The 25,537-nt window shown below is 62.6% G+C and carries 21 protein-coding genes; 17 read left to right on the plus strand and 4 right to left on the minus strand.

The genetic code is table 11. The annotated features are described in order from the left end of the window. The 7 genes from apbC to Q7T10_RS04055 form a co-directional block, all read left to right on the plus strand. A partial coding sequence (apbC, locus tag Q7T10_RS04025; protein WP_304746186.1) for an iron-sulfur cluster carrier protein ApbC occupies window positions 1-827 on the plus strand: 827 nt, incomplete at its 5' end. Between the two features lie 43 nt (window positions 828-870). Then, window positions 871-2,646 carry an NADH-ubiquinone oxidoreductase-F iron-sulfur binding region domain-containing protein gene (locus Q7T10_RS04030; RefSeq protein ID WP_304746188.1) on the plus strand — a complete coding sequence of 592 codons (1,776 nt, stop codon included), beginning with the start codon at window positions 871-873 and terminating at the stop codon, window positions 2,644-2,646. Further along, window positions 2,633-5,500: a formate dehydrogenase subunit alpha gene (fdhF, locus tag Q7T10_RS04035; protein ID WP_304746190.1), complete on the plus strand. Its 2,868-nt coding sequence runs from the start codon at window positions 2,633-2,635 to the stop codon at window positions 5,498-5,500. Before Q7T10_RS04030 ends, fdhF begins: the two co-directional genes overlap by 14 nt. Then, entirely contained in the window at window positions 5,497-6,051 is a 555-nt protein-coding gene (locus Q7T10_RS04040; protein WP_304746192.1) for a DUF3305 domain-containing protein, read from the plus strand. The genes fdhF and Q7T10_RS04040 overlap by 4 nt, the downstream gene beginning before the upstream one ends. Continuing rightward, complete coding sequence (locus tag Q7T10_RS04045) at window positions 6,044-6,673, plus strand: DUF3306 domain-containing protein (RefSeq protein ID WP_304746194.1); 630 nt, start codon at window positions 6,044-6,046, stop codon at window positions 6,671-6,673. Before Q7T10_RS04040 ends, Q7T10_RS04045 begins: the two co-directional genes overlap by 8 nt. Then, window positions 6,600-8,696 carry a 4Fe-4S binding protein gene (locus tag Q7T10_RS04050; RefSeq protein WP_304746196.1) on the plus strand — a complete coding sequence of 699 codons (2,097 nt, stop codon included), beginning with the start codon at window positions 6,600-6,602 and terminating at the stop codon, window positions 8,694-8,696. Before Q7T10_RS04045 ends, Q7T10_RS04050 begins: the two co-directional genes overlap by 74 nt. Before the next feature lie 5 nt (window positions 8,697-8,701). Continuing rightward, on the plus strand, window positions 8,702-9,322 hold the full coding sequence (locus tag Q7T10_RS04055) for a molecular chaperone (RefSeq protein WP_304746251.1): 621 nt from the start codon (window positions 8,702-8,704) through the stop codon (window positions 9,320-9,322). Between the two features lie 24 nt (window positions 9,323-9,346). Here Q7T10_RS04055 and Q7T10_RS04060 read toward each other — a convergent pair whose 3' ends face one another. Together Q7T10_RS04060 and Q7T10_RS04065 are read right to left on the minus strand one after the other, a co-directional pair. After that, the gene (locus Q7T10_RS04060) at window positions 9,347-11,476 is read right to left on the minus strand and encodes a cache domain-containing protein (protein ID WP_304746198.1); all 2,130 of its coding nucleotides are present in this window, start codon (window positions 11,474-11,476) and stop codon (window positions 9,347-9,349) included. Beyond that, window positions 11,473-12,879 carry a sigma-54-dependent transcriptional regulator gene (locus Q7T10_RS04065; protein ID WP_370653726.1) on the minus strand — a complete coding sequence of 469 codons (1,407 nt, stop codon included), beginning with the start codon at window positions 12,877-12,879 and terminating at the stop codon, window positions 11,473-11,475. The genes Q7T10_RS04060 and Q7T10_RS04065 overlap by 4 nt, the downstream gene beginning before the upstream one ends. Window positions 12,880-13,311: 432 nt before the next feature. Between Q7T10_RS04065 and Q7T10_RS04070 the strand changes: the two genes are divergently transcribed. The 8 genes from Q7T10_RS04070 to Q7T10_RS04105 all read left to right on the plus strand — a co-directional run bounded on the left by Q7T10_RS04070 (window position 13,312) and on the right by Q7T10_RS04105 (window position 22,535). Continuing rightward, window positions 13,312-13,521, plus strand: a complete 210-nt coding sequence (locus tag Q7T10_RS04070; RefSeq protein ID WP_304746200.1) for a formate dehydrogenase — start codon at window positions 13,312-13,314, stop codon at window positions 13,519-13,521. Window positions 13,522-13,562: 41 nt separating this feature from the next. After that, on the plus strand, window positions 13,563-16,523 hold the full coding sequence (locus Q7T10_RS04075) for a formate dehydrogenase subunit alpha (RefSeq protein ID WP_304746202.1): 2,961 nt from the start codon (window positions 13,563-13,565) through the stop codon (window positions 16,521-16,523). A 34-nt stretch (window positions 16,524-16,557) separates the two neighbouring features. Continuing rightward, window positions 16,558-17,190, plus strand: coding sequence for a formate dehydrogenase FDH3 subunit beta (fdh3B, locus tag Q7T10_RS04080; RefSeq protein ID WP_304746204.1), 633 nt, complete (start codon window positions 16,558-16,560; stop codon window positions 17,188-17,190). Next, complete coding sequence (locus tag Q7T10_RS04085; RefSeq protein WP_304746206.1) at window positions 17,187-17,408, plus strand: hypothetical protein; 222 nt, start codon at window positions 17,187-17,189, stop codon at window positions 17,406-17,408. The genes fdh3B and Q7T10_RS04085 overlap by 4 nt, the downstream gene beginning before the upstream one ends. Before the next feature lie 11 nt (window positions 17,409-17,419). Beyond that, entirely contained in the window at window positions 17,420-18,589 is a 1,170-nt protein-coding gene (locus Q7T10_RS04090; RefSeq protein ID WP_304746208.1) for a formate dehydrogenase subunit gamma, read from the plus strand. A gap of 16 nt (window positions 18,590-18,605) precedes the next feature. Further along, complete coding sequence (locus tag Q7T10_RS04095; RefSeq protein ID WP_304746210.1) at window positions 18,606-18,995, plus strand: hypothetical protein; 390 nt, start codon at window positions 18,606-18,608, stop codon at window positions 18,993-18,995. A gap of 65 nt (window positions 18,996-19,060) precedes the next feature. Then, the gene (locus Q7T10_RS04100) at window positions 19,061-19,909 is read left to right on the plus strand and encodes a formate dehydrogenase accessory sulfurtransferase FdhD (RefSeq protein ID WP_304746212.1); all 849 of its coding nucleotides are present in this window, start codon (window positions 19,061-19,063) and stop codon (window positions 19,907-19,909) included. A gap of 106 nt (window positions 19,910-20,015) precedes the next feature. Beyond that, a complete protein-coding gene (locus Q7T10_RS04105; protein ID WP_304746215.1) occupies window positions 20,016-22,535 on the plus strand; it encodes an ABC transporter permease in 2,520 nt (839 codons plus the stop codon). A 130-nt stretch (window positions 22,536-22,665) separates the two neighbouring features. Here Q7T10_RS04105 and Q7T10_RS04110 read toward each other — a convergent pair whose 3' ends face one another. After that, entirely contained in the window at window positions 22,666-23,322 is a 657-nt protein-coding gene (locus Q7T10_RS04110; RefSeq protein WP_304746217.1) for a Smr/MutS family protein, read from the minus strand. Then, the gene (radC, locus tag Q7T10_RS04115; protein WP_304746219.1) at window positions 23,319-24,023 is read right to left on the minus strand and encodes a DNA repair protein RadC; all 705 of its coding nucleotides are present in this window, start codon (window positions 24,021-24,023) and stop codon (window positions 23,319-23,321) included. Before radC ends, Q7T10_RS04110 begins: the two co-directional genes overlap by 4 nt. Window positions 24,024-24,109: 86 nt before the next feature. On the opposite strand from radC, the gene Q7T10_RS04120 reads away from it, so the two are divergent. Together Q7T10_RS04120 and ispH are read left to right on the plus strand one after the other, a co-directional pair. Continuing rightward, on the plus strand, window positions 24,110-24,574 hold the full coding sequence (locus Q7T10_RS04120; protein ID WP_304746221.1) for a peptidylprolyl isomerase: 465 nt from the start codon (window positions 24,110-24,112) through the stop codon (window positions 24,572-24,574). 11 nt (window positions 24,575-24,585) lie between these two features. Beyond that, window positions 24,586-25,524, plus strand: a complete 939-nt coding sequence (ispH, locus tag Q7T10_RS04125; protein WP_304746255.1) for a 4-hydroxy-3-methylbut-2-enyl diphosphate reductase — start codon at window positions 24,586-24,588, stop codon at window positions 25,522-25,524. The last annotated feature ends 13 nt before the right edge of the window (window positions 25,525-25,537 follow it).

A 25,537-nucleotide genomic window follows, 5' to 3' on the forward strand; every position in this document is an offset into this window, starting at 1 on the left:
GCGGCGTCCAGTTGCTGCCCAAGGTCAAAAACATTGTGGCAGTGGCCTCCGGCAAGGGCGGTGTCGGCAAGAGCACCACGGCGGTCAACCTGGCCCTGGCGCTGGCCGCCGAGGGCGCCAGTGTCGGCCTGCTTGATGCTGACATCTACGGCCCCAGCATTCCGATGATGATGGGCATTGAGGGCCGCCCCGAGAGTGAAGACGGTCAGACCATGGACCCGCTGGAGAACTATGGCGTGCAGGTCATGTCGATCGGTTTTTTGGTGGCGCAAGACGAAGCCATGATCTGGCGTGGTCCGATGGCGACGCAAGCGCTGGAGCAGCTGCTGCGGCAAACCAACTGGCGCGATCTGGATTACTTGATTGTCGATATGCCCCCCGGCACCGGCGACATCCAGTTGACGCTCAGCCAGCGCGTGCCCATGACCGGTGCGGTGATCGTTACGACGCCGCAGGACATCGCCCTGCTCGACGCCAAGAAAGGCATCAAGATGTTCGAGAAAGTCGGCGTGCCGATTCTGGGCATTGTGGAAAACATGGCGGTGCACGTGTGCAGCAACTGCGGGCATGTGGAGCACATCTTTGGCGCCGATGGCGGCCGCAAGATGGCCGCTGAATACGGCATGGACTACCTGGGCGCCTTGCCGCTCAACATGCAGATCCGGGTGCAGGCTGACAGTGGCAAACCCACCGTCGTGTCCGACCCCGACAGCGAGGTGGCGGGCATCTACAAGGCGGTGGCGCGCAAGGTGGCGGTGTCCATCGCAGCCAAGAACAAGGATTTTTCTTCCAAGTTTCCGTCGATCAAGATATCCAAAGACACCTGAACGGGGCTTGCCATTATTTGGTGACTTGGTAAGCTTGTTCACCATGCAGCCTGTCATTTTGCCCAATGCAGCACCGGTGACGACGGTGGTCCTGGCGACGCCTGATCAGTTGCGCAGATCAGCGCGCCGGGTGTCGCAGCTCAAAGGGCGGCAGCCCGACGATATATCGCTGCAGGAGGTGCGTACCCAGATCGGCACGCCGCGGCCGGGCGGGCATCGCCGGGATCTGCTGATCGAGCACCTGCACCAGCTCAATGACCATTACCGGGGGCTGTTCGAGCGCCACCTGGTGGCGCTGGCCGGCGACATGAAACTGCCGCTGGCCGAGGTCTATGAGGTGGCCACGTTCTACCACCACTTCGAGGTGTTGCGCGATGACCAGACCCCCGCCGCGTTGACCGTGCGGGTGTGCGACAGCCTGAGTTGCGCGATGGCCGGGTCGGCTGAGCTGATGACCCGCCTGACCGGTTTGTTGGGCGATACGGTTCGCGTGATCGCGGCGCCCTGTCTGGGCCGGTGTGAGCAGGCGCCCGCCGTGCTGGTGGGCCAGACAGCGCTGCCACAGGCTACCGTGCCTGTCGTGCTGGAGGCGGTTGAATATGAGTCAAATGAGGCTGCAGCCCCCGTCAATAAAGCGCAGGTAGCTACTGATTTCATAGCGTTTCAGGCGTACCGGCAACAAGGCGGCTACGCGCTGGCCGCTGCAGTCGTGAATGGTGAAGAACCGGCCGAAGCAGTGATCCGGGCGATGGAAGACTCTGGCCTGCGGGGTCTGGGTGGTGCGGGTTTCCCCGCCGGACGCAAATGGCGCATCCTGCGCGATCAACCGGCCCCCCGTGTGATGGCCATCAACATCGACGAAGGTGAGCCGGGCACCTTCAAGGACCGCACTTACCTGGAGCGGGACCCGCACCGCTTTCTGGAAGGCATGCTGATTGCGGCCCAGGTCACGGGTACCGAGGCCTGCTACATCTACTTGCGCGACGAATACCACGACGCGCGCAAGATGCTGCTGAACGAGATCGAGGCGCTGCAGTCCGATCCGCCCTGTCCGCTGCCCCACATCGAGTTGCGCCGGGGTGCCGGGGCCTATGTCTGCGGTGAAGAGTCCGCCATGATCGAGAGCATCGAAGGCAGGAGGGGCGAGCCCCGCCTGCGTCCACCCTATGTTGCGCAGGTGGGTTTGTTTGGCAAACCGACGCTGGAACACAACTTCGAGACGCTGTACTGGGTGCGCGACATCGTTGAAAAAGGCCCACAGTGGTTCAGTGACTTCGGTCGTCATGGCCGCCACGGCTTGCGCTCATTCAGCGTCAGTGGACGGGTCAAGCAGCCGGGCGTCAAGCTGGCCCCGGCCGGCATCACCGTGCAGGAGTTGATCGATGAGCATTGCGGCGGCATGCTGGAGGGCCATGCGCTTTATGCCTACCTGCCCGGTGGCGCATCGGGTGGCATTCTCCCCGCCAGCTTGAACCAGCTTCCGCTCGACTTCGACACGCTGCAGCCCCATGGCTGCTTCATCGGCTCAGCCGCCATCGTGGTGTTGAGCCAGCATGACCGGGCGCGTGACGCCGCCCTCAATGCCATGCGTTTTTTTGCGGCCGAGAGTTGCGGCCAGTGCACCCCCTGCCGCGTCGGCACCACCAAAGCCGCACAACTGATGGAAGCGCCGGTCTGGGACAACGCCACGCTGGAAGACCTGAACACCGTCATGGCGGATGCCTCCATTTGCGGCCTGGGGCAGGCGGCGCCGAATCCGGTGCGCTGCGTGCAGCAGTATTTTGCGCATGAGATTGGGGGGCGCAATGAGCCTGGTTGATTTCAAGCTCAATGGCGCCTCCGTTCAGGCGAGAGAAGGCGAAAGCATTCTGAAAGCCGCGCAGCGTCACGGCGTCGACATCCCGCACCTGTGTTTCAAGGACGGTCTGCGTGCCGACGGCAACTGCCGCGTCTGTGTCGTGGAAATCGAAGGCGAGCGCACCCTGGCGCCCAGCTGCTGCCGCAACGTCACGAGCGGCATGGACGTGCGGAGCCAAAGCGAGCGCGCCCTCAAGAGCCAAAAGATGGTGCTGGAGATGCTGCTGTCGGACATGCCTGATACCGGCTACAAGTGGAACGACAACGACAAAGATGACGCCGGGGCCGGCAGCGCCGTGCGGCCCGAGTCTGTCGGCCAGCACGGTAAACTGAGTGACTGGTCGGCACGCCTGAACGTCACGGTGCGACCCGAACTCAAAGCACTGCGTCGTGCCCAGCCCAAGACCGCCGTGTCGCATCCGGGCTGGCATGACGAATCGCATCCTGCGATGGTGGTCAACCTGGATGCCTGCATTCAATGCACCCGCTGCGTGCGCGCCTGCCGTGAGGTGCAGGTGAATGACGTGATTGGCTATGCGCGGCGCGGCGCGCACAGCGAGATCGTGTTTGACCTGAACGATGCGATGGGTGACAGCACCTGCGTGGCCTGTGGCGAGTGTGTGCAGGCCTGTCCCACGGGCGCCTTGATGCCCAAGACCCTGATCGGATCGCAGCGTGTCGACAAAACCGTGGACTCGGTGTGCCCGTTCTGCGGCGTCGGCTGTCTGGTGAGCTACAAGGTCAGGGACAACAGAATTGTCGGCGTCGACGGGCGCGATGGCCCGGCCAACCAGAGCCGGCTGTGCGTCAAGGGCCGGTTTGGTTTTGACTATGCGCACCACCCGCACCGGCTCACGAAACCCCTGATTCGGCGTGCCGATGTTCCCAAGGACACCATGGTGTCGCGCGACCCGGCGGATTGGGCCAGCGTGTTCCGGGAAGCCAGCTGGGACGAGGCGCTGGACCTGGCCGGTGGCCAGCTCAAACAGCTGCGCGACAGGTTTGGCGTGAAATCCCTGGCCGGCTTTGGTTCGGCCAAAGGCAGCAACGAAGAAGCCTACCTGTTCCAGAAACTGGTGCGCACCGGCTTCGGCTCCAACAATGTGGACCACTGCACGCGCCTGTGTCACGCCTCCAGCGTGGCCGCGCTGCTCGAAGGCGTCGGCTCTGGCTCGGTGAGCAACCAGGTGAATGATGTGGACCACGCCGAGCTGGTCTTGGTGATCGGCTGCAACCCATCAGGCAACCATCCGGTGGCCGCTACCTGGATAAAAAATGCGGTCAAACGCGGCTTGAAGATCGTGACGGCGGACCCGCGCGGCACCGACCTGGGCAAGCATGCATGGCGCAGCCTGCAATTCAAGGCCGACACCGACGTGGCGCTGATCAACGCCATGATCCACACCATCATTGAAGAGGGTCTGACCGACCCCGCGTTCATCGCGACCCGGGTTTCCAATTTTGAGGCGGTGCGCGACGGTGTGCAGGGGTTCAGCCCCGAGGCGATGGCGCCGGTGTGTGGCGTACCGGCGGCCACCATCCGCGAAGTGGCGCGCGCCTATGCCACGGCCAAGGCCGCCATGATCTTCTGGGGCATGGGCATCAGCCAGCATGTGCACGGTACCGACAACGTGCGCAGCCTGATTGCCCTGTGCATGGTGGCGGGCCAGATCGGCAAACCGGGCTCCGGCCTGCATCCTTTGCGCGGACAGAACAATGTGCAGGGTGCCAGCGATGCGGGTCTGATCCCCATGATGTTTCCCAACTACCAGCGCGTGACCGATCCGGCGGCCCATCAATGGTTTGAGGATTTCTGGAATACGAAGCTCGACGACCAGCCGGGTTACACCGTGGTGGAAATCATGCGCAAGGTGCTGGCCCCCGAGAGTGATCCGCACAAGGTGCGCGGCATGTACATCATGGGTGAGAACCCGGCCATGAGCGACCCCGACCTGAACCATACGCGCCGCGCCTTGTCGTCGCTCTCGCACCTGGTGGTGCAGGATATCTTCATGACCGAGACCGCGTGGCTGGCGGATGTGGTGCTGCCCGCCACCGCCTGGCCGGAGAAAACCGGTTCGGTGAGCAACACCGACCGCATGGTGCAGCTGGGCCGCCAGGCGATTGACCCGCCGGGGGACGCCCGGCCCGATCTCTGGATCATCCAGCAGATCGCCAAACGAATGGGCCTGGACTGGAATTACGCAGGTGAACATGACGGTGTGGCGGCGGTCTACGAAGAAATGCGGCAGGCCATGCACGCGGCCATTGGCGGCATCACCTGGGAGCGTCTGCAGGTGCAGGGCAGTGTGACCTACCCCTGTCTGAGTGCCGATGACCCGGGTCAGCCCACCGTGTTCACCGACCATTTCCCCACCAGCGACGGCCGTGCGCATCTGGTACCCACGACATTGAGGCTGGCCGACGAAAAGCCGGACGAGGCTTACCCACTGGTGCTGATCACGGGTCGCCAGCTGGAGCACTGGCACACCGGCAGCATGACGCGGCGATCAAAGGTGCTGGACGCGCTGGAGCCGGTGGCCACGGCCTCGGTTAACGGGCGCGAGCTGGAGCGCCTCGGCATCCAGGCCGGGGACCTGGTTGCTCTGCGCTCGCGCCGGGGCGCGGTGAAGGTGTGTTTGCGCCGCGATGACGGCACGCCTGACGGCACGGTGTTCATGCCGTTTGCCTACCGTGAGGCGGCGGCCAATCTGCTGACCAACCCGGCACTCGACCCCATCGGCAAAATACCCGAATTCAAATACTGCGCGGTGTGCATTGAGCCCATCCGCCAAACCGGAAACCCAACGATATGACTCAACGCCCGACGATTGAAGTGGCCGTGGTGATGCGGCGCGAACGCGTCACCGGCCCGGCGAGCCGCTGGCAACCCTGGCGCTGGATGCTGGCGGACGTGGTGGCGCACGAGGACGGTTTTGGCACCGCACCGCGTCTTCTCTACAAAAATGATAGCGAAGAGCGCTGGCTGTATCCGGGCTACCCGGTCGAATTGTTCAAAGACGATGGGGAAGGTTACTACCTCAATGTCACGACCCAGGCGCCTTGCTGGTTTGTGTTGTGGCGCATGGAAGAAGAGTCCGCCACTGCCGATGAGCCCAAGCCCAATCCCGTGATGGTGAGCCTGAGCTACCACGATGCAGGCCGCTGGCTGGATGCGCAGGAAACCGTGGAGCAGGTCCCGGCGCCGGCGCCGGTCGTCGCATGGCTGCAGGCTTTTGTGGATGAGCACCATGTGATCGAACCGAAACGGCGCAAGCGGCCGGAGAGCTTTCGCTCCCTGACCGACCGCTTTGGCAATCCGGTGTCCATCACGACCGAAAAGAAGTCAGGGGGCGGCCATGGCTGACAGTTTTCTGGGCCGCTGGTCGCAGCGCAAGCAGGCGGTGCGTGAGGGCAAGGCGCTGGACGAACCTGAACCGGTCGCCAAGCCTGCGCCTGCGGTGGCGCCACCGCAGGTGGCGACAGCAGAAGAGACTGAAGCCGCGCTGGCAGCGCAGGCACCTGCCGCACCACCACCGACCATGGAGGACGTGAAAGAACTCACGCCCCAGTCCAATTTCGCTCCCTTTGTGGCGCGTGATGTTGCGCCGGAGGTGCGCAACGCCGCGATGAAGAAGCTGTTTACCGATCCTCACTACAACGTGATGGATCGCCTGGACATCTACATTGACGACTATTCCAAACCAGACCCCTTGCCCGCATCGATGCTGCGTCAAATGGCAAGCGCCAAGTTTCTCAAGCTGTTTGACGAAGAGGCGAAAAACGAGACAGAAGACCTGGTACGGGATGATGCCAATACCCCTGTTGATCATTCCGTGGCACAGTCCATGCAGCCGCCACCAACTGGCACCGATCACCTTACAGACAACACGCCCCAAGCGCGGGGCATAGCACATGACCACACTGATTTGCGACTGCAACCAAACCATGCCGCTGGACCCCAAGAGCCTGGGCGCGGCACTGAATGAAAACCTGACGCTTCACTCCACCTTGTGCCGCCGCGAGGCGGGCGCCTTCATCAAGGCCCTCCAGTCGGGCGAGGACGTGGTGGTGGCTTGCACCCAGGAAAAGCGCTTGTTCGCCGAATTGGCCGAACAGTCCGCCGGCGCGGTCTCTCCCATCCGGTTTGTGAATATCCGTGAGACCGGGGGCTGGAGCAAAGGTGCGGCCCTTGCCAGCCCCAAAATCGCGGCGCTGCTGGCGGCAGCCCATCTGCCCGAACCCGAGCCAGTCGCCACGGTCACTTACAAGAGTGCAGGGCGCTTGCTGATCATTGGGCCATTGGGCGCTGCCGAGCGTGCCGCCGACCTGTTGGGTGATGACCTCGACATCACGCTGTTCACGCAAGGTGCGGGCGATCTCGGTGCCATGCAGGAGCGGCGTCATCCGGTGCTGGGCGGCCAGATTCAGTCGCTGGCGGGCTGGCTAGGTGCCTTCGAGCTCAAGTGGCTGCGCAACAACCCGATCGATCTGGACCTGTGCACGCGCTGCAACGCCTGTCTCGCGGCCTGCCCGGAAGATGCCATTGGATTTGATTATCAGATTGACGCCGATCTGTGCAAATCGCACCGGGCGTGTGTCACCGTGTGCAAAGTCGCGGGCGCCATTGATTTCAGGCGCCAGCCCGAGACGTCAAGTGAGACGTTTGATCTGGTCCTTGACTTGCGGGCCACACCGGCGTTCAGTCAGCACGCCTTGCCCCAGGGCTACCTGCGCTGGGACGGCCATGACGCCAAGCCCCTGATGCATTTGCGTGCCTTGGTCGGCGAGTTTGAAAAGCCCAAGTTCTTTGTCTACAAACAAAAGCTCTGCGCCCACAGCCGCAATGACAAAACCGGTTGCCATGCCTGTATCGACGTCTGTTCGGCATCCGCCATCAGCAGCGAGCGCGATCGTCAGCAAATCAAGGTCAATCCCAATCTGTGTGTGGGGTGCGGCACCTGCACCACGGTCTGCCCCAGCGGTGCCCTGACCTATGCCTATCCGCGCGCCAGTGAGCAGGGCGTCAAGATCAAGACCCTGCTCAGCACCTATGCCCGCAGCGGTGGAAAAAACGCCGCGCTGTTGCTGCACAGCCAGGAGGGTGGCGCGCGTCTGTTGGGTGATCTGGGGCGTGCCGCGCAACTTGACCGTGGCACCCGGGGTGGTACCCATGGCGTGCCGGCCCGCGTGATGCCCATGGCACTGTGGCATACCTCTTCGCTCGGCCTGGAGGTCTGGCTGACGGCGGTGGCCTATGGCGCCTCGCAGGTCTGGGTGTTGATGACCGACGAAGAAGCGCCGCAATACCATGAGGCGATTCGCAGCCAGATGGCGGTGGCGCAAGCCATTCTGGCGGGGCTGGGTTACCAGGGCGAGCATTTCCGTGTGCTGCATGCCCGGGATGCCCGCGATCTGGCGGCGCTCGATGGCGATCTGCAGGCCGCTCCTGCCCAATGCGTCAGCCGCAGCGCCAGTTTTGCGGTGCAGTCCGACAAGCGGGCCACGCTGGAACTGGCGCTGGACCATCTGATCGAGCACGCCCCGGTCAAAGCGGAGGTCATTGCCTTGCCCGCCTACTGCTCGCCGCTGGGCGCCCTCAAGCTTGACAAGGACGCTTGCACTCTGTGCCTGAGTTGCATCAACGCCTGTCCCGCCAGTGCCCTGCAGGACAACCAGGAGTCACCCCAGCTCAAGTTCATCGAGAAGAACTGTGTGCAGTGTGGCCTGTGCGTCACGACCTGCCCGGAGAAGGCACTCACCCTGGTTCCGCAACTGAACCTGACACCCCAGCGCAGAGAAGCGGTCGTGATCAACGAGATGAAGCCTTATGCCTGTGTGCGCTGCAGCAAGCCCTTTGGCACGCTCAAGGCCATTGAAGCCATGCTGGGCAAACTCAGCGGTCACAGCATGTTCCAGGGCGCGGCGCTGGAACGCCTGAAAATGTGCGGGGACTGCCGGGTGATCGATATCTACTCGGCCGAGAACGAAACAAAAATTACGGACCTCTGACCATGATGCCTGCGCCCAACGCCGCGCTGACCAGCGCCCTTGACGAAGAAACCGCCCGTTCAGAGCTTTATGGGCTGCTAGCCCTCTTGTACTATGCGTCACCAGCTACTGAATTGATAGCGCAGCTACGCGCTGCAGCGACTGAGGCCCCGGCGGCCGGCGCCTTTCTGGAAGAACCCTGGCGCGCCCTGGTGGGCGTCGCCCGCGAGATGACGGATCAGGCCATTCAAAGCGAATACAACACGTTGTTTGGCGGCATGGGCAAGCCCGAGGTCTACCTTTACGGCTCTCATTTCCTGAGTGGCTTTCTGAACGAAAAGCCGCTGGCCAGGCTGCGCACCGAGCTGGCTCAACTGGGTCTGGCGCGCGATGAGGGCATGTCCGAGACAGAAGACCACTTTGCCTACCTGTGCGAAGTGATGCGCTACCTGATTGCGGGTGACGATGTGGCCGTGGCCAATCTCACCCGTCAGCGCGAGTTCTTTGCAAATCACATGCAGCCCTGGGTGATGATGATGTGCGATGACCTGCAGAAGCATCCGAAGGCCCGTTTCTATGCCGCGCTCGCCGAGCTCACCCGGGCCTTCATGGGCGTGGAAGCCCAGGGTTTTGACATGCTGGCCTGAACCGGCGCCGGAGCGTTTGCCAACTCAGGTGGAAACGCCGGTTTCGCCTTCCTGATCTTCAGGCGATTGCGGTTCGCTCAGCAGCCAGACGCTGAAGACTGCGCCCGGCGAGTCTTCCCCGCGTTCGCGCCGGTTGGCGCCACTGACGCTGCCGCCATAGCGCTCAACCAGCCCCACGCTGATCCACAGGCCCAGCCCGTTGCCATCATTCTTGGTGGTGAAGAAAGGGCGGAACAGTTGTTCATGCACTTGCGGGCTCAGTCCGGCACCGGTGTCGCAGACCTCAATGACGACACCCGGGCAGCCCTGCGCATCGACCTCGTCTCGGGTGCGCAGCAGCAGGGTGCCGCCTTCGGGCATGGCCTGGATGGCATTGATCAGCAGATTGATCACGACCTGTTGCAGCTCCTGGGCGTTGATGCCCACCATGGTGGTGGCCCGCAGCTGGCGCACCACCTCGATCCCGGTGTGTGCCAGCAGATGTCCCACCAGCACCAGTGAGTCGTCGAGGGTGCGGTTGACATCCACGGTCTCGACGTAACCGGCGTATTCCGTGGGCCTGGCGTACTGCAGCAACTGGGTGACGATCAGGCGCATCCGCTCCACCTGCTGGTCCATCAGCCGGAGTTCGGCGGCCACCGGTCTGGCATGTTCGCCCAGCGTTTCGCGCATCAGGTCCAGATTGCCCTGCATGACAGCAATCGGGTTGTTGATCTCATGCGCCACACTGGCGGTCAACTGGCCGATGGCCGCGAGCTTTTCGGACTTGACGAGTTGCTGCTGGGCCTGCTGCAGAGAAGCGGTGCTCTGGGCCAGTTCGCGGGTGCGCTCTATCACCTTCGCATCGAGTTCGCCCGCCCAGCGCTGCAGCGCCTGCGTTTTGTCGTCAATCACATTGAGCAATTGGTCCAGGTGGTTGGACAGCACACCAATCTCGTCGCGTGCCTCGACAGCCCCGACACGTGCGCCGGTGTCGCCTTCTTCCACGTGCTGCATGGTGCGGTTCATCTGTTCCACGGGTTTGAAGATGCTGCGCGCCCAGCGTACCGAGAACAGGGCGGCGAGCACCATCACGAACAGGAAGATGCCACCGATGAGGCCCAGCATGTTGTACTTCACCAGGCGGAACGGCTCTTCCAGATAGCCCACATAGAGCATGCCAACGCGCCGGCCTGCTGCGTCCGTCAGGGGTTCGTAGGCCGATACATACCAGTCGTTCACCACAAAGGCCCGATCCAGCCAGGTGTCGCCGCGCTGGAGCACCGCATCGCGCACGGCCTGCGAGACGCGGGTGCCGATGGCGCGCCGGTCCTGGAACAGGCGCACATTGGTGGTAATGCGGACGTCATCCATGAACAGCGTGGCCGTGCCGTGACTGCCAAACGGGAGTGAGCCGTCGGGGTACACGATGCGGTTGATATGGTCGATGAGGTGCAGGTTCTGGTTGAGCAGCACGCCACCACGCACAAGTGCCAGTGTTTCACCGTGCAAGCCCAGTACGGGGGTGGTCGAGAGCATGACCAGGGCACGGTCTTCGACGCTGCGATGGACCGGCGCTGCGCCGCGCGTGGCAATCAGCGGGATGTGTATGCGCTGCGCAAGGTGGGGCGCCAGGCCCAGCAGGTCGGCGGCACTGAGCAGGGCCAGGCTGGCGTGCCCGGTTGCCGCTTGATCAACGCTCGCTCTGGCCGCTGCGCCTCCCGTCAGGAGCGCGTCGGCAGCGGGGGCAGGCTGATTCGGCGGAGTCCAGTCGGCCGTCAGGAGGATGCCTTGCGGGCTGTAGAGATTGATGAAGTCAAAACCCAGTCGGCTCCGTTCCCTGGCCAGCAGGGCTTGCAGGCCCTGCAAGTCTTGTTGAGCCAGCGCCAGATGCAGCGTGTGCGACGCCGAAACGGCGAGTGTGCCGGACCCGACCTCCCCCAGAACCTGCCCGAAGTAGCCGCGCGCCACGGCCAGGTCGCTGCGTACCTTGGTGATCAGCAGCCGGTCATAGGCCGCATTGCCCCAGATGACGAGCGCGCCCACCAGCAGTGGCAGCACCACCAGCAAAGGCAGCAGTGCCATGGCCAGCAGCTTGTTGCGGATGGAGTGACTGATCCAGCGTGGCGTCAGCAAGGCCAACAGGGTCGCAAGCGTCGGAACCCCTGGCTTCACGTCACGGCCCATTCGGCGCAGCGCCGCTCCAGCGTGCGCCGCGAAATGCCCAGCAGTTGGGCGGCCCGTGTTTTGTCGCCCTGGACCGAGTCGAGGATGGTGCAGATATGCAGTCTCTCCAGTGTCTGCAGGTCGGTGGTCCTGCGCTCCTGGTGGGGAGCGGATGGCGTGGGTGACGCCCGGTGGCCCTGCGCATACAGGGCCGATACATTCAACGTGCCCAGGATCAGGGAACGCTCGATCAGGTTGCGCAGCTCCCTGGCATTGCCGGGCCAGTCGTATTGCATCAGGTAGTCCATCTCGGCAGGCGTGATGTCCAGCGGCGCCACGCCCAACACGGGGGCCAGCTGAGCCATGAAATGGCGCACCAGGTCGGCAATGTCTTCCTTGTGTTCGCGCAGGGGCGGCAGCGTGATTTCCACCACCTGCAGCCGGTAGTACAGGTCTTTGCGGAAGCGTCCGGCGGCCACTTCTTCCACCAGGGAGCGGTTGGTGGCGGCAATGATGCGTACGTTCACCGGCAGCAGCTTCTCGCTGCCAACGGGCCGGATCTTGAGGTCTTCCAGAGCGCGCAGCAGGGTGGCCTGCAAGGGCAGAGGCAGATCAGCCACTTCGTCCAGGAACAGGGTGCCGCCCTGGGCGTAATAAAACAGTCCATCGCGCGCCTTGATCGCGCCGGTAAAGGCGCCCTTGGCGTGACCGAAGAGCTCGCTTTCGATCAGCTCGGGCGACATGGAGGCACAGTTGACTGGCACAAACGGCCCCTGGGCGCGCGGACTTGAGTGATGCAGCATGTGGGCGACCAGCTCCTTGCCGGTGCCCGATTCGCCCTGCAGCAGCACGGTGCTGTTGACCGCAGCGACCCGCTCCAGCGACTGCGACAGCTGGCGCATGACAGCCGAGTGGCCTACCAGGCGACTGCCGGTATCCTGCCTTGCGGACAGGGTGTGTTTGAGCACATAGTTTTCCCGCGCCAGGCGGGAATTCTCATGGCAGTGTTTGACGGCATTGAGGATCTGCGGCACCCGGAAGGGTTTCAGAATGAAGTCGGACGCGCCCGCGCGCAGCGCCTCGATGGCGGTGTCCAGGTCGGCAAAGGCGGTGATCAGGATGACCTGGCCCGTAAACCCCTGTTCGCGCAGCTCCTTGAGCCAGCTCACCCCATTGCGGCCGGGCAGCGAGATATCCAGGATGATCAGGTCGACGTGGTGGTCGCGCAGAATTTCGGCGCCTTCTTCCGCGCTGCCGGCGCTCGTCACGGAATGACAGCGCGGGACCAGTGTCTTGACGAGGAAGTTCCGCATCCCTGGCTCGTCATCCACGATCAGGATGGACCAGAAAGGCCAGCCTTCTGCGGCTTTGTCATTCGCTGGGGAAGGGGGGGCTTGAGTCAAAGTAGTCAATCTAGGGAGTCCAAATTCTATCGGGACATCCTGCGGATTGACTTGGACAAATGTTTTTCAGCGCATCAGCAACAGGGGTCTTCGACAGGGACCTGTTCCTGCGCCGAAGACAGCAGGATTTCCAATGCGACAACTTGTCGCAAAGGGCTTGACAAGTTGTCGCGCCAGAAAGCAATGCTGCAGGGCAACAAAGCGAGAACTCGTTGATTTGTATGGCGCATGGCATGGACGTAGTGTCTGGCATGCTTTCTGCACACAGCACGGACGCCCGCGCGATGCCGTTCGTTGGGTGAGTGGCGAATGGTGGGGTTCACCAGGTCCAGGTGTTCCGAGGGTTTCTTTCTACTTGCTGAAAGAGTCAGGCATCGGTATATTGACTCGAGTTTTGATATGCAGTTCAGTTCCTAGGTGGGACATTTGAGGAGACATGCCATGAGTCAATCCACGAGCAAGTTGTCGCGGCGCACGCTGTTCGCCGGCGCCAGTACGGTGGGTGCCATCGCCGCCGTTGCCAGTCTGATGCCGTCAGTCCAGGGTGTTGCAACGGTTGCAGACCAGCCGCCGAAAGCGACGCCTGAAAAAGGCGGTGGCTACCACCTGAGTGCACACGTCAAACAGTATTACAAGACGACGCTCGTCTGATTTACCTATCAAACCGACTCACGCCGATTTTGGAGAGTTCCATGTTGTTGACAAAAAAATCGGGTCCATCCGATAACTCAGCCCGTTCACCTTTCGTCCACAGTCTGCGCCGGGGCTTGTCCCAGGCGTTGCCCACCATGGACCGGCGGGCGTTTTTGCGTCGCTCTGGTCTGGGGGTTGGCGTCGGGCTTGCAGCGTCCCAGCTGACGCTGGTCAAGAAGGCCGGCGCGGCACAAGGTGCCGCCGCGGTGGGGGAGGGAAAGATCGAGATCAAACGCACTGTCTGTACCCATTGTTCCGTCGGTTGTGCGGTGGACGCTGTGGTGGAAAACGGCGTGTGGGTGCGCCAGGAGCCGGTGTTTGATTCCCCCATCAACCTTGGTGCCCATTGCGCCAAAGGAGCGGCACTGCGCGAGCACGGGCATGGTGAGTTCCGTCTGCGCTATCCGATGAAGCTGGTGAATGGCAAGTACGAGCGCATCAGTTGGGACACCGCGCTGACCGAAATCACTGCGCGAATGCTGGAGCTGAAGAAGGCCAGCGGCCCGGACAGTGTCTACTTTGTGGGATCCTCCAAACACAACAATGAGCAGGCCTACCTGCTGCGCAAGTTCGTCAGCTTCTGGGGCACCAATAACTGCGATCACCAGGCCCGTATCTGTCACTCCACCACGGTGGCGGGTGTAGCCAACACCTGGGGTTACGGGGCCATGACCAATTCGTACAACGACATGCAGAACAGCAAGTGCGCGTTGTACATCGGCTCCAATGCAGCGGAGGCGCATCCGGTGAGCATGTTGCACATGCTGCATGCCAAGGAGAGCGGCACCAAGATGATCGTGGTCGACCCTCGCTTTACCCGCACCGCGGCCAAGGCCGATGAGTTTGTGCGCATCCGCTCGGGCTCGGACATTCCCTTCCTGTTTGGCGTGCTGTATCACATCTTCAAGAACGGATGGGAAGACAAGCAGTACATCAACGACCGCGTCTATGGCATGGAAAAAGTGAAGGCCGAAGTGATGGCCAAGTGGACGCCCGACAAGGTGGAGGAGGCCTGTGGCGTCAAGGAAGACCAGGTATTCCGGGTTGCCAAGATGATGAGCGACAACCGGCCCAGCACCCTGGTGTGGTGTATGGGGCAAACGCAGCACAGCATTGGCAACGCCATGGTGCGCGCATCCTGCATCGTGCAATTGGCGCTGGGCAATGTCGGCAAGTCCGGCGGCGGCACCAATATCTTCCGTGGACACGACAATGTGCAGGGTGCCACCGACGTCGGCCCCAATCCTGATTCGCTGCCCGGTTACTACGGCATCGTGGAAGGTTCCTGGAAACACTTCGCCAAGGTGTGGGGTGTCGATTTTGAGTGGATCAAAAAGCAGTTCGCGTCCCCCGCCATGATGAGCAAGCCCGGCATCACCGTGTCGCGCTGGATTGATGGCGTACTGGAGAAGAACGAACTGATTGACCAGGACTCCAATCTGCGCGGCGTCTTTTACTGGGGTCATGCGCCCAACTCGCAGACCCGTGGTCTGGAGATGAAGCGGGCCATGGACAAGCTTGATCTGTTGGTCGTGGTGGACCCCTACCCGTCGGCGACGGCGGCCATGGCGGCGATGCCGGGCCGCGCTGAAGACCTTAACCCGAACCGCGCCGTGTACTTGTTGCCGGCTGCTACCCAGTTTGAAACGAGTGGCTCGGTCACAGCGTCCAACCGCTCCATTCAATGGCGTGAAAAAGTGATTGAACCCTTGTGGGAAAGCCGTAGCGATCACATGATCATGCAGCAGTTTGCCGACAAATTGGGCTTTGGCAAGGAACTGTCCAAGAACTACAAGATGCAAAAGGTCAAGGGCATGGATGAGCCCGTGCCAGAGGACATCCTGCGCGAGATCAACGCCGGGGTCTGGACCATTGGCTATACCGGCCAGAGCCCGGAGCGCCTGAAGGCCCACATGCGCAACATGCATCTGTTCGATGTGAAGACACTCAAGGCCAAGGGCGGCAAGGACAAGGAAACCGGGTATGACTTCACCGGTGACTACTTCGGCTTGCCTTGGCCCTGTTACGGCAACCCTTCGCTCAAGCATCCCGGCTCGCCGAATTTGTATGACACGTCCAAACATGTGATGGAGGGTGGTGGCAACTTCCGCGCCAATTTCGGGGTGGAGCGTGAAGGTCAGAATCTGCTGTCCGAGGACGGCTCCCATTCCGTGGGTGCGGACATCACGACCGGCTACCCCGAGTTTGATCACGTGCTGATGAAGAAGCTGGGTTGGTGGGATGACCTCACGGACGTCGAGAAGACGGCAGCCGAGGGCAAGAACTGGAAGACCGATCTGTCCGGCGGTATCCAGCGTGTGGTGCTGCAGGTGCATGGCTGCCATCCGTTTGGCAACGCCAAAGCGCGCGCCGTGGTGTGGAACTTCCCGGACGCCATCCCGCAACATCGGGAACCGCTTTATGGTATCCACCCCGAGTTGGTGGCCAAATACCCGACTCATGACGACAAGAAGGCGTTCTGGCGCTTGCCCACGCTGTTCAAGACAGTTCAGGATAAAAATATTGCGGACAAGGTTCATGAGAAGTTCCCGCTGATCATGTCCTCGGGTCGCCTGGTCGAGTACGAGGGTGGTGGCGAGGAGACGCGCTCCAACCCCTGGCTGGCGGAGTTGCAGCAGGAGTCCTTTGTCGAGATCAATCCCAAGCTGGCCGCTGAGCGCGGTATCCGCAATGGCGACCGGGCCTGGTTGTCCACGCCTACCGGTGCACGCCTGAATGTTCAGGCACTGGTGACCGAGCGGGTGGGACCCGATACGGTGTGGATGCCCTTTCACTTCTCGGGCCGCTGGCAGGGTGCCGACATGCTGGCCCACTACCCGTCCGGGGCTGCGCCAATCGTGCGCGGCGAAGCTGTGAACACCGCCACGACGTATGGCTACGACAGCGTGACCATGATGCAAGAGACCAAGACCACCATCTGCAATGTCGAGCGAGCGTAAGCGCAGGCTCAACCGATGATCAGGAGATAAGAATATGGCACGTATGAAATTTGTCTGTGACGCCGAGCGTTGCATTGAGTGCAACGGCTGTGTCACGGCCTGCAAGAACGAACATGAGGTGCCCTGGGGTGTCAACCGCCGGCGCGTGGTTACCCTGAATGATGGTGTGCCGGGCGAAAAATCCATTTCAGTCGCCTGCATGCATTGCAGCGATGCGCCGTGCATGGCGGTCTGTCCGGTCAACTGCTTTTACCGCACCGACGAGGGTGTGGTGTTGCACGACAAGGATGTGTGCATCGGCTGCGGCTACTGCTCTTACGCCTGCCCCTTTGGCGCGCCCCAGTTTCCGTCGCAAGGGACGTTCGGTGTGCGCGGCAAGATGGACAAGTGCACCTTCTGTGCCGGCGGCCCCGAGGCCAACGGCAGCCAGGCGGAGTTTGAAAAATATGGCCGCAACCGCCTGGCTGAAGGCAAGCTGCCGGTCTGTGCGGAAATGTGCTCCACCAAGGCCTTGATCGCCGGCGACGGCGATGTGGTTGCAGACATCTTCCGTAACCGCGTGCTCAAGCGTGGCAAAGGCGCCGAAGTCTGGGGCTGGGGCACGGCTTACGGTTCCAAGCAGGCCGGGCAGCCGGGTGTTGTCGCCCCCGAAGGAGCGAAGTCATGAAGCACGTGTTATGGATGATCGCGCTGGCAGCGTTACTGTCGGCTTGCGGCGAGAAGCCGCAAACGCTTGGCGCGGGCAAGCAGGATGCAGCGCCCTATGAGGGTACTGGCAAGGCTTATGCGGTGGGCGGCTGGAAGCAGGGCGACAAGGCCGGCTGGGAGTCGCAGCTGAAGGCCCGCACCCAACAGGGACAGAATGACTACGGCCGGATGAACTGACAGGAGGCCCCATGAAAAAAGCCCTTTCTGCCGCCCTGTTGCTGGCCCTGCTTGGCGGTGGTGCCATGGCGCAAAGCCAGGCGCCGGCCCCCGCGGCGCCGGTTTCGGCGCCAGCGCCCGCTGACGCGGGAGCCATCAAAAGTCAGAATATTTTTGAAGTGAAACCGGATGCCAGCGCTGAACCGGGCTACGCGACGCAAACCAACGCCGAGCGTGCCAGGGTGCAGCCGGGCAACAACGCACCGATGTGGCGCCAGGTCGGCGCAGGCGTCACAGGCTACAGCAGTCTGCCCAAGAGTGAAGCACCCGAGGCAGGCAACCTGATTCAGCCTTTCGTGCAGTACCCCGGCTCTCGCCTGACCAATGCGGGCGAGGCGTGGCGTCAAGTGCGCAACAACTGGATCATTCCTTACGGCGGCGCCTTGTTGCTGATTGTGGTCGGTGCCATTGCCCTGTTTTACTGGCGCAAGGGCAGCCTCCCGCTGCACGGCGCCGAAACCGGGCGGCAGATTGAGCGCTTCACGCCCTTTGAGCGTTCGGCGCATTGGGCCAACGCCATCGCCTTCAGCATCCTTGCCATTTCCGGGCTGGTGATGGCATTCGGCAAGTTTTTCCTGCATCCCGTTTTTGGCAGCACGCTGTTTGGCTGGTTGGCCTATCTGCTCAAAAATGCCCACAATTTCGCTGGGCCCGTATTTGCCGTGTCCTTGCTGGTGGTGATTGGTACCTTCATCAAGGACAACCTGCCGCGCAAGGAAGACGTCACCTGGCTGGCCCATGGTGGTGGTCTGTTCTCTGGCCGGGAAGTGGCTTCGCACCGCTTCAATGCGGGTGAAAAAGTCGTGTTCTGGGGCGGCGTGTTTTTCCTCGGGCTGATTGTGGTTGGCTCTGGCCTGGTGCTGGACAAGCTGGTTCCCGGGCTGGTGTACGAGCGCGGCACCATGCAGGTGACGCACATGGTGCATGCGGTGGCTACTGTCCTGATGATGGCCATGTTTATAGGCCACATTTACATGGGTACCATCGGCATGGATGGGGCCTACAAAGCCATGAAGACCGGCTATGTGGATGAGACCTGGGCCAAAGAACATCATGAATACTGGTATGACGACGTGAAGTCTGGCCAAATTCCTGCCCAGCGCAGCCAGCCGCTGCCGCCCAGCCAGACCGTACAGGTATAAATCGAGGATAAGTCGTATGAAAAAGCTGATGGTTGCGAGTCTATTGATTACTGCCTCGGCACTGGCGATGGCCAAGCTGCCACCCCCGAGTGACGAAGCCAAAGCGAAGGCGGCCGAGGCTGCCGCCAAGGCCGCGTGGAGCGGCAAGGTTGATGCCTACCTGAGCTGCAAGGCGCAGGACCGGGCAGCCGCCCACTACTACAAGACGGCCAAAGCCGCCAACAAGGATGTCAAGCCGGCCACCGCAATGCCAGCTTGTGCCGATCCGGGCGCTTTTTCCTATGTGCCAGTGGTGGCCACCAAGCCGCTTGAGGCGGCGGGGGCCCATTCGGCAGCGCCGACCGCGACCAGCCCACCCAGCAGCACAACGCCGGCCGCGGCCATTGCCCCTGCCAAGAAGCCCTGACAAGGTCGTTGTTTTGAAAAGCCGGCACCCGAGGTGGCGGCTTTTTTTGTTGTAGTCTCTTTTTCATGTCCCTGCCTTTTCTCACTCAAGCGAATGCACCGCTGACCTGCGAAGTTGATGCTGTCAACGAGTACGGCGAGCTGCACGAGACATCAATTCCTGCCGAGCGGGCGCTGACGGTCTATGTCGACAAGCGCGAACTGGTGACCCTGATGACTCTGGGGGCGCATCCTGAACTGCTGGTGCTGGGTTTTCTGCGCAACCAGCGTCTGGTGCAATCAGTGGAGGAAGTCGAATCCATCACAGTGGACTGGGATGTTGGCGCGGCGGCGGTGAAGACCCGAGAGGGCATTTCCGATATCGAAGCACGCACGTCCAGGCGGGTGGTCACAACCGGTTGTGGACAGGGCAGCGTGTTCGGCGACCTGATGGCTGAAGTGGACAAGCTCGTATTGCCAGCCGCGACACTGAGCCAGCGGCAACTCTACGGCATTGTCAATGCCATCCGGCTGCAGGAAAGCACTTACAAGTCGTCTGGCTCCGTGCATGGATGCGCCCTGTTTCGCGGCGAGGAGATGCTGGTGTTTGTGGAGGATGTGGGTCGCCACAATGCCATTGACACCATTGCCGGATGGATGTGGCTCCAGGAGGCCCAGGCGATGGGTGGCGCGGACAAAGTGTTCTACACCACGGGTCGCCTGACCAGCGAGATGGTGATCAAGTCGGCTCAAATGGGCGTTCCCATTGTGGTGTCGCGCAGCGGCATCACCCAGATGGGCCATGAGGTGGCGCAGCGCCTGGGTTTGTGCACCATTGGGCGGGCCACCAACAAGCGTTTTCTTTGTTTCAGCGGCGCCGACCGCCTGCGGCTGCAACCTGAGCTTGCAGGCGCGCGGCTGCAGACTACCGCCTAGCGCCCGGTCGTTGACCTGCGGCCGCAGTGGCCGCTATCAAGTCCAGGTCGTGGGCCAATACAAGGCGCGTGCAGCACCCAAACGCCGAGTGCGCTAAGGTAGCGCCATGAATATCTCTTTTTGGCGCCTCGGCTGGCGCTCTTTGTGGCGCGACCTGCGCTCCGGTGAACTGCGCCTCCTCATCGTGGCGGTGACGCTGGCAGTGGCCGCCCTGACGGCGGTTGGTTTTTTTGCCGACCGGCTCAAAGGCGGCTTGCAGCGCGATGCGCGGCAACTGCTCGGGGGCGACGCCGTCATTTCCAGTGACAACGCGACACCGGCCGCGTTTGCGGCCAAGGCCCGCGCCCTGGGTCTGGAGGTGGTGGAGACGCTGGGCTTTCCCACCATGGGCCGTGCCAGTGATGCCAAGGGCGCCGGCACCAAGCTGGTGGCCCTGAAGGTCGTCGAGCCCGGTTATCCGTTGCGTGGCAGCCTGAGGGTGACGAGCCAGCCCGGTGGACCGGACACGGTGACCCGCGCTATTCCCGCATCCGGCGAGGCCTGGGTCGATGCGCCCTTGCTGGATGCCCTGGGCGTTCAGATGGGAGACACCTTGCTGTTGGGCGATGCCAGCCTGCGCATTGCAAAAATCATTGTGAATGAGCCGGATCGCGGCGCCGGGTTCATGAATTTTGCGCCACGCGTCATGATCAATCGTGTGGATGTGGAGGCGACCAGACTGATTCAGCCGGCCAGCCGCTTGACTTACCGCATGGCGGTTGCCGGTGATGACGCAGGTGTCGCCTCCTTTGTGAAGTGGGCGCTGGAGGAGGTGAAGAGCCCGCAGGTGCGCGGCGTACGGGTGGAGTCGCTGCAGGGTGGGCGCCCGGAACTCGGGCAAACGCTGGACCGGGCGGAGAAGTTTCTCAATCTCATTGCCTTGCTCTCGGCGCTCCTGAGTGCCGTGGCCGTGGCGCTGGCGGCACGCGGGTTTGCCGCCAACCATCTGGATGACTGCGCCATGTTGCGGGTGCTGGGTTTGAGCCAGCGCACCATTGCCTCCAGCTATGCCTTCGAGTTCACCATCATTGGCCTGCTGGCCAGCGGCCTGGGGGTGGCCGCAGGCTATGCGGTGCACTATGTCTTTGTGCTGCTGCTGGCCGGTCTGGTGGATGCGGCACTCCCGGCTGCCGGCATCTGGCCGGTCATCTTTGGCATGGGGATGGGGCTGACGCTGCTGCTGGCCTTTGGCCTGCCGCCCGTGCTGCAGTTGGCCCAGGTGCCGCCGCTGCGGGTGATACGCCGCGATGTGGGCAACCTCAAACCGGCTTCGCTGGGCGTGCTGGGGCTGGGCGTCGCCGGTTTTGCCACCCTGCTGCTGGCGGCGAGCAGCGATGTGAAGCTGGGCCTGATTGCGGTTGGCGGCTTTGCGGCTGCCGTGGTGGTGTTTGCCGCCCTGAGCTGGCTGGCTGTGAGGGTGCTGCGCTGGAGCGTGAGTGAGAGCACCGCGCCGCGCTGGCTGGTGCTGGCGACCCGGCAGATTTCGGCGCGCCCGGCCTACGCCGTGGTGCAGGTCAGCGCCCTGGCGGTGGGCTTGCTGGCGCTGGTCCTGCTGGTGCTGCTGCGCACTGATCTCATCAGCAGCTGGCGCAAAGCCACGCCGCCGGATGCGCCCAACCGCTTTGTGATCAACGTCATGCCGGAGCAGGGCGATGCGTTTGTGAAGGCCTTGCGCGACGGCGGCGTGAGCAAGTTTGACTGGTACCCCATGATCCGTGGCCGGCTGGTGGCGGTCAACGGGAAGACGGTCACGCCGGATGACTATGTGGACGACCGGGCCAAGCGGCTGGTCGACCGGGAGTTCAATCTGTCGCACAGTGCCCGGCAGCCCGCTCAAAACGAAGTGGTGGCGGGCCGCTGGACCGAGGAAGAGCAGGGCGCCATCAGCGTGGAAGAGGGCATTGCCAAAACGCTCAATCTCAAGCTGGGCGACACCTTGAGCTTCGACATCGGCGGGGTGCAGACCGAGTCGAAAATAACGTCCTTGCGCAAGGTGGACTGGGGCTCGATGCGGGCCAATTTCTTTGTCATGTATCCCGTGAATGCCCTGCCCGATGTGCCAACGACCTACATGAGCGCGTTCAAGGCGCCCGGCACCCCCGGTTTTGACAATGCGCTGGTGCGCAGTTTCCCCAATATCACCAATGTGGACATGACGAGCACCATCACGCAAATTCAGCGCGTGCTGGACCAGGTCATTGGCGCGGTGGAATTCCTGTTTGGCTTCACGCTGGCGGCGGGGCTGGTGGTGTTGTTCGCTGCTGTCACGGCGACGCGTGAAGAGCGGGCCCGGGAGTTTGCCATCATGCGGGCGGTGGGGGCCCAGAGCAGTCTGCTGCGTCAGGTTCAGCGTGCCGAACTGATGGGCGTGGGCCTGCTCGCCGGCTTTCTGGCCTCCATCGTCGCCACGCTGGTGGGGTGGGCGCTGGCCAAGTATGTGTTTGACTTCGAGTGGACCGTCTCGCTGTGGGTACCCGTGTTCGGCGCTTTGAGCGGCGCGCTGCTGGCGCTGGCCGCGGGCTGGTGGGGCCTGCGTGAAGTGTTACGGCGCCCCGTGGTGGAGACATTGCGCCGGGCGGCGCAGTAGGCTGCTATATATTTAGTAGCTACTAAGGCAATATGGACGGGGGCTAGCAGTCAATTTCGTATAAATTGGTCAGGAGCCTAAGCCGGTTGAGCAGCATTCGAGCCCGCCGGCGTGAGACCCGCGCACAGGCTCAGCCCCGCGACGCCATGAGCAACACCACCAGCGCCCCGGCGCCGCCGTCGGCCGGCTTGGCCTGCACAAAGGCCAGCACCTCCTGCTTTTGTACCAGCCAGCTGTGCACCCGGCTCTTGAGCACCGGCGCTTTGCCCGGCGACCCCAGGCCCTTGCCGTGCACCACGCGCACACAGCGAATGCCCTGTTTGAATGCGTCGCGGATGAAGAAGCTGAGATGTTCGCGCGCTTCGTCACGGCGCAGGCCGTGCAGGTCGAGCTGACGCTGGATCGACCAGTCCCCCCGGCGCAGTTTGCGGGTGACATCGGGGCCGATGCCGGGACGCCGAAAACTCAGGAGATCGTCGGTGTCGAGCAGCGTGCCGACGTCAAACTCGTCGCTGATGGCCTCGATCAGTACGGCCTTTTCATCCTGCTCAAACTGCATCGGTCGAGGCGCGGCGGGCGCTTTTTTCAGTAGCACCCGGCGCTTGTCCGGCAAGGGCTGGACCGCGCCGGCGGCCCGCACAAACAGATCTTTCTCACTGGCGGCCTGCTGCTTGGCCCGCGCCAGTTCGGCAGCGCGTTGCGCCTGGGCCTGTGCCTGCGCCTCAATCTCGCGCTTGACCAGTTTCAGGTCTGCCAGGCTGCTCACCTTGACCGGCTTGCCGCTCACAGCAAGCCCCGCTCAGCCATGGACAGTGCTTCGCCCGGGGCCACGATCACATGGTCCAGCACCCGCACATCAATCAGCGCCAACGTCGTCTTCAAGGTCTGAGTCAGCGTCTCGTCGGCCCGCGAGGGCTGTACCGTGCCGCTGGGGTGGTTGTGGGCCAGCACCACGGCGCTGGCCTGGTGGTGCAGGGCGCGCAGCACCACTTCACGCGGATAGACGCTGGTTTGCGTCAGCGTGCCGCGAAACAGCTCTTCCATCGCCAGCAAACGGTTCTGCACGTCCAGGAACAGCACCGCAAACACCTCATGCGGTTTGGCCGCCAGATGCAGTTGCAGGTAGTGCTTGACGGCGTGGGGGGTGGCAAAGACGGTGCGTTCTTTCAGTTGCTGGGCCAGCGCGCGGCGTGACAGCTCCAGCACCGCCACGATCTCGGCGCGTTTGGCTGGCCCCAGGCCCTTGATGCGTTTGAGGTCGTCGGACGTGGCGTGCAGCAGGCCGGCAATGCCGTCAAACCCATCGTTGTTGTCGTCGGTGGACTTCTTCAGCTCCAGCAGCTCCCGGGCCATCTGGAGTACGCCCTTGCCCTTGATGCCGGTGCGCAGCAGCAACGCCAACAGTTCGGCGTCGCTCAGGGCGCCAGGGCCGCGCGCCAGCAGCTTTTCCCTGGGGCGGGCGTCGGGCGGGAGGTCTTTGAGCGGCATGGGGCAGTCTTTTAGAATAGGGTTCAGTTTATTCGCCAAAACGCCTTGTCCTTTTTCGGCTTTCCAATCTCTTATCCGGGATCTTCATGACCTCCACCCCTGCCTGTGTTCAACCGGGTTCATTCCTTACGCTGCATTACCGAATGGCCGGGCCCGCCGGTGATGTGATCAGCACCTTTGCCAGCAAACCAGCCACGCTGACGCTGGGCACCGGCGAACTGTCGCCTGCGGTTGAAGCCCACTTGCTCGGCCTGGCGGAGGGCAGTCGTGCCACTTTTGAGCTGGCGCCGGGTGTGGCCTTTGGCCAGCGCAACCCCGACATGCTGCAATGGCTGGCGCGCAGTGAGCTTCTGGACATGGGCGACCCCAGCGAGCAGTACCAGGTGGGTGACGTGGTGCAGTTCCCGACGCCGGACGGCCAGGGCCAGTTTGCCGGCTCGGTGCAGCAGTTGAGAAGTGACGAGAAGGGGGAGGCTGTGCTGTTTGATTTCAACCATCCCCTGGCCGGCCAGCCGGTGACGTTCGAAGTGCATGTGATCGGCATCCTGTGAACGCAGCCTCCATCACCACGGCACCCCAGGAAATCCTTCTGGCTGAGCCACGCGGATTTTGCGCCGGGGTGGATCGGGCCATCGAGATCGTGGAGCGGGCGCTGCACAAGTTTGGCGCGCCGATCTACGTGCGGCATGAAATTGTGCACAACACCTATGTGGTGAATGACCTCAAGGCCAAGGGCGCCATCTTTATTGAATCGCTGGATGAGGTGCCGGTGGGCGCGACGCTCATTTTTTCGGCTCATGGCGTGAGCCGTGCCGTGCAGGCGGAGGCCGCGGCCCGCGGGTTCCGGATATTTGACGCCACTTGCCCGCTCGTGACCAAGGTGCACGTGGAAGTCGCCAAGCTGCACAAGGAAGGCTATGAGTTCATCATGATCGGCCACAAGGGGCATCCCGAGGTGGAGGGCACCATGGGCCAGCTGGACGGGGGCATTCATCTGGTGGAAGAGGTGGCCGACGTCGCGCGTGTGCAGCCAGCGCAAACCTTGAAGCTGGCCGTGGTGACACAGACCACGCTCAGTGTCGACGACGCGGCCGACATTGCGGCCGCCATCAAGGCGCGTTTTCCGAATGCGCGGCAACCCAAGCAACAGGATATTTGCTACGCCACGCAAAACCGGCAGGACGCAGTGAAAATCATGAGCCCGCAGGTGGACGTGATGATCGTGGTGGGCAGTCCGACCAGTTCCAATAGCAACCGTCTGGCCGAGCTGGCGCGCAAGCTGGGCTGCGAGAGTTACATGGTGGACAACGCCGACGAGTTGCAGGCGCATTGGTTTGAGGGCCGCCAGCGTGTTGGTTTGACGGCTGGGGCATCGGCCCCCGAGATTCTGGTGCGCCAGGTGATTGAACGCATCAAGGCGCTGGGTGCCGTGTCGGTGCGCAAGATGGACGGCATCGAGGAAACGGTCAAGTTTCCGTTGCCCAAGGGACTGAAACTCTAAAAAAATACAATTG

Origin of the sequence: Rhodoferax sp., from assembly GCF_030646845.1 — a bacterium.
GTDB lineage: Bacteria > Pseudomonadota > Gammaproteobacteria > Burkholderiales > Burkholderiaceae_C > Rhodoferax.

Excerpts from the sequence above, each read along its gene's own strand:
- Q7T10_RS04030 (WP_304746188.1), top strand. The coding sequence starts at position 871 with ATGCAGCCTGTCATTTTGCCCAATGCAGCACCGGTGACGACGGTGGTC.
- fdhF (WP_304746190.1), top strand. The coding sequence starts at position 2,633 with ATGAGCCTGGTTGATTTCAAGCTCAATGGCGCCTCCGTTCAGGCGAGA.
- Q7T10_RS04040 (WP_304746192.1), top strand. The coding sequence starts at position 5,497 with ATGACTCAACGCCCGACGATTGAAGTGGCCGTGGTGATGCGGCGCGAA.
- Q7T10_RS04045 (WP_304746194.1), top strand. The coding sequence starts at position 6,044 with ATGGCTGACAGTTTTCTGGGCCGCTGGTCGCAGCGCAAGCAGGCGGTG.
- Q7T10_RS04050 (WP_304746196.1), top strand. The coding sequence starts at position 6,600 with ATGACCACACTGATTTGCGACTGCAACCAAACCATGCCGCTGGACCCC.
- Q7T10_RS04055 (WP_304746251.1), top strand. The coding sequence starts at position 8,702 with ATGCCTGCGCCCAACGCCGCGCTGACCAGCGCCCTTGACGAAGAAACC.
- Q7T10_RS04070 (WP_304746200.1), top strand. The coding sequence starts at position 13,312 with ATGAGTCAATCCACGAGCAAGTTGTCGCGGCGCACGCTGTTCGCCGGC.
- Q7T10_RS04075 (WP_304746202.1), top strand. The coding sequence starts at position 13,563 with ATGTTGTTGACAAAAAAATCGGGTCCATCCGATAACTCAGCCCGTTCA.
- fdh3B (WP_304746204.1), top strand. The coding sequence starts at position 16,558 with ATGGCACGTATGAAATTTGTCTGTGACGCCGAGCGTTGCATTGAGTGC.
- Q7T10_RS04085 (WP_304746206.1), top strand. The coding sequence starts at position 17,187 with ATGAAGCACGTGTTATGGATGATCGCGCTGGCAGCGTTACTGTCGGCT.
- Q7T10_RS04090 (WP_304746208.1), top strand. The coding sequence starts at position 17,420 with ATGAAAAAAGCCCTTTCTGCCGCCCTGTTGCTGGCCCTGCTTGGCGGT.
- Q7T10_RS04095 (WP_304746210.1), top strand. The coding sequence starts at position 18,606 with ATGAAAAAGCTGATGGTTGCGAGTCTATTGATTACTGCCTCGGCACTG.
- Q7T10_RS04100 (WP_304746212.1), top strand. The coding sequence starts at position 19,061 with ATGTCCCTGCCTTTTCTCACTCAAGCGAATGCACCGCTGACCTGCGAA.
- Q7T10_RS04105 (WP_304746215.1), top strand. The coding sequence starts at position 20,016 with ATGAATATCTCTTTTTGGCGCCTCGGCTGGCGCTCTTTGTGGCGCGAC.
- radC (WP_304746219.1), bottom strand. The coding sequence starts at position 24,023 with ATGCCGCTCAAAGACCTCCCGCCCGACGCCCGCCCCAGGGAAAAGCTG.
- Q7T10_RS04120 (WP_304746221.1), top strand. The coding sequence starts at position 24,110 with ATGACCTCCACCCCTGCCTGTGTTCAACCGGGTTCATTCCTTACGCTG.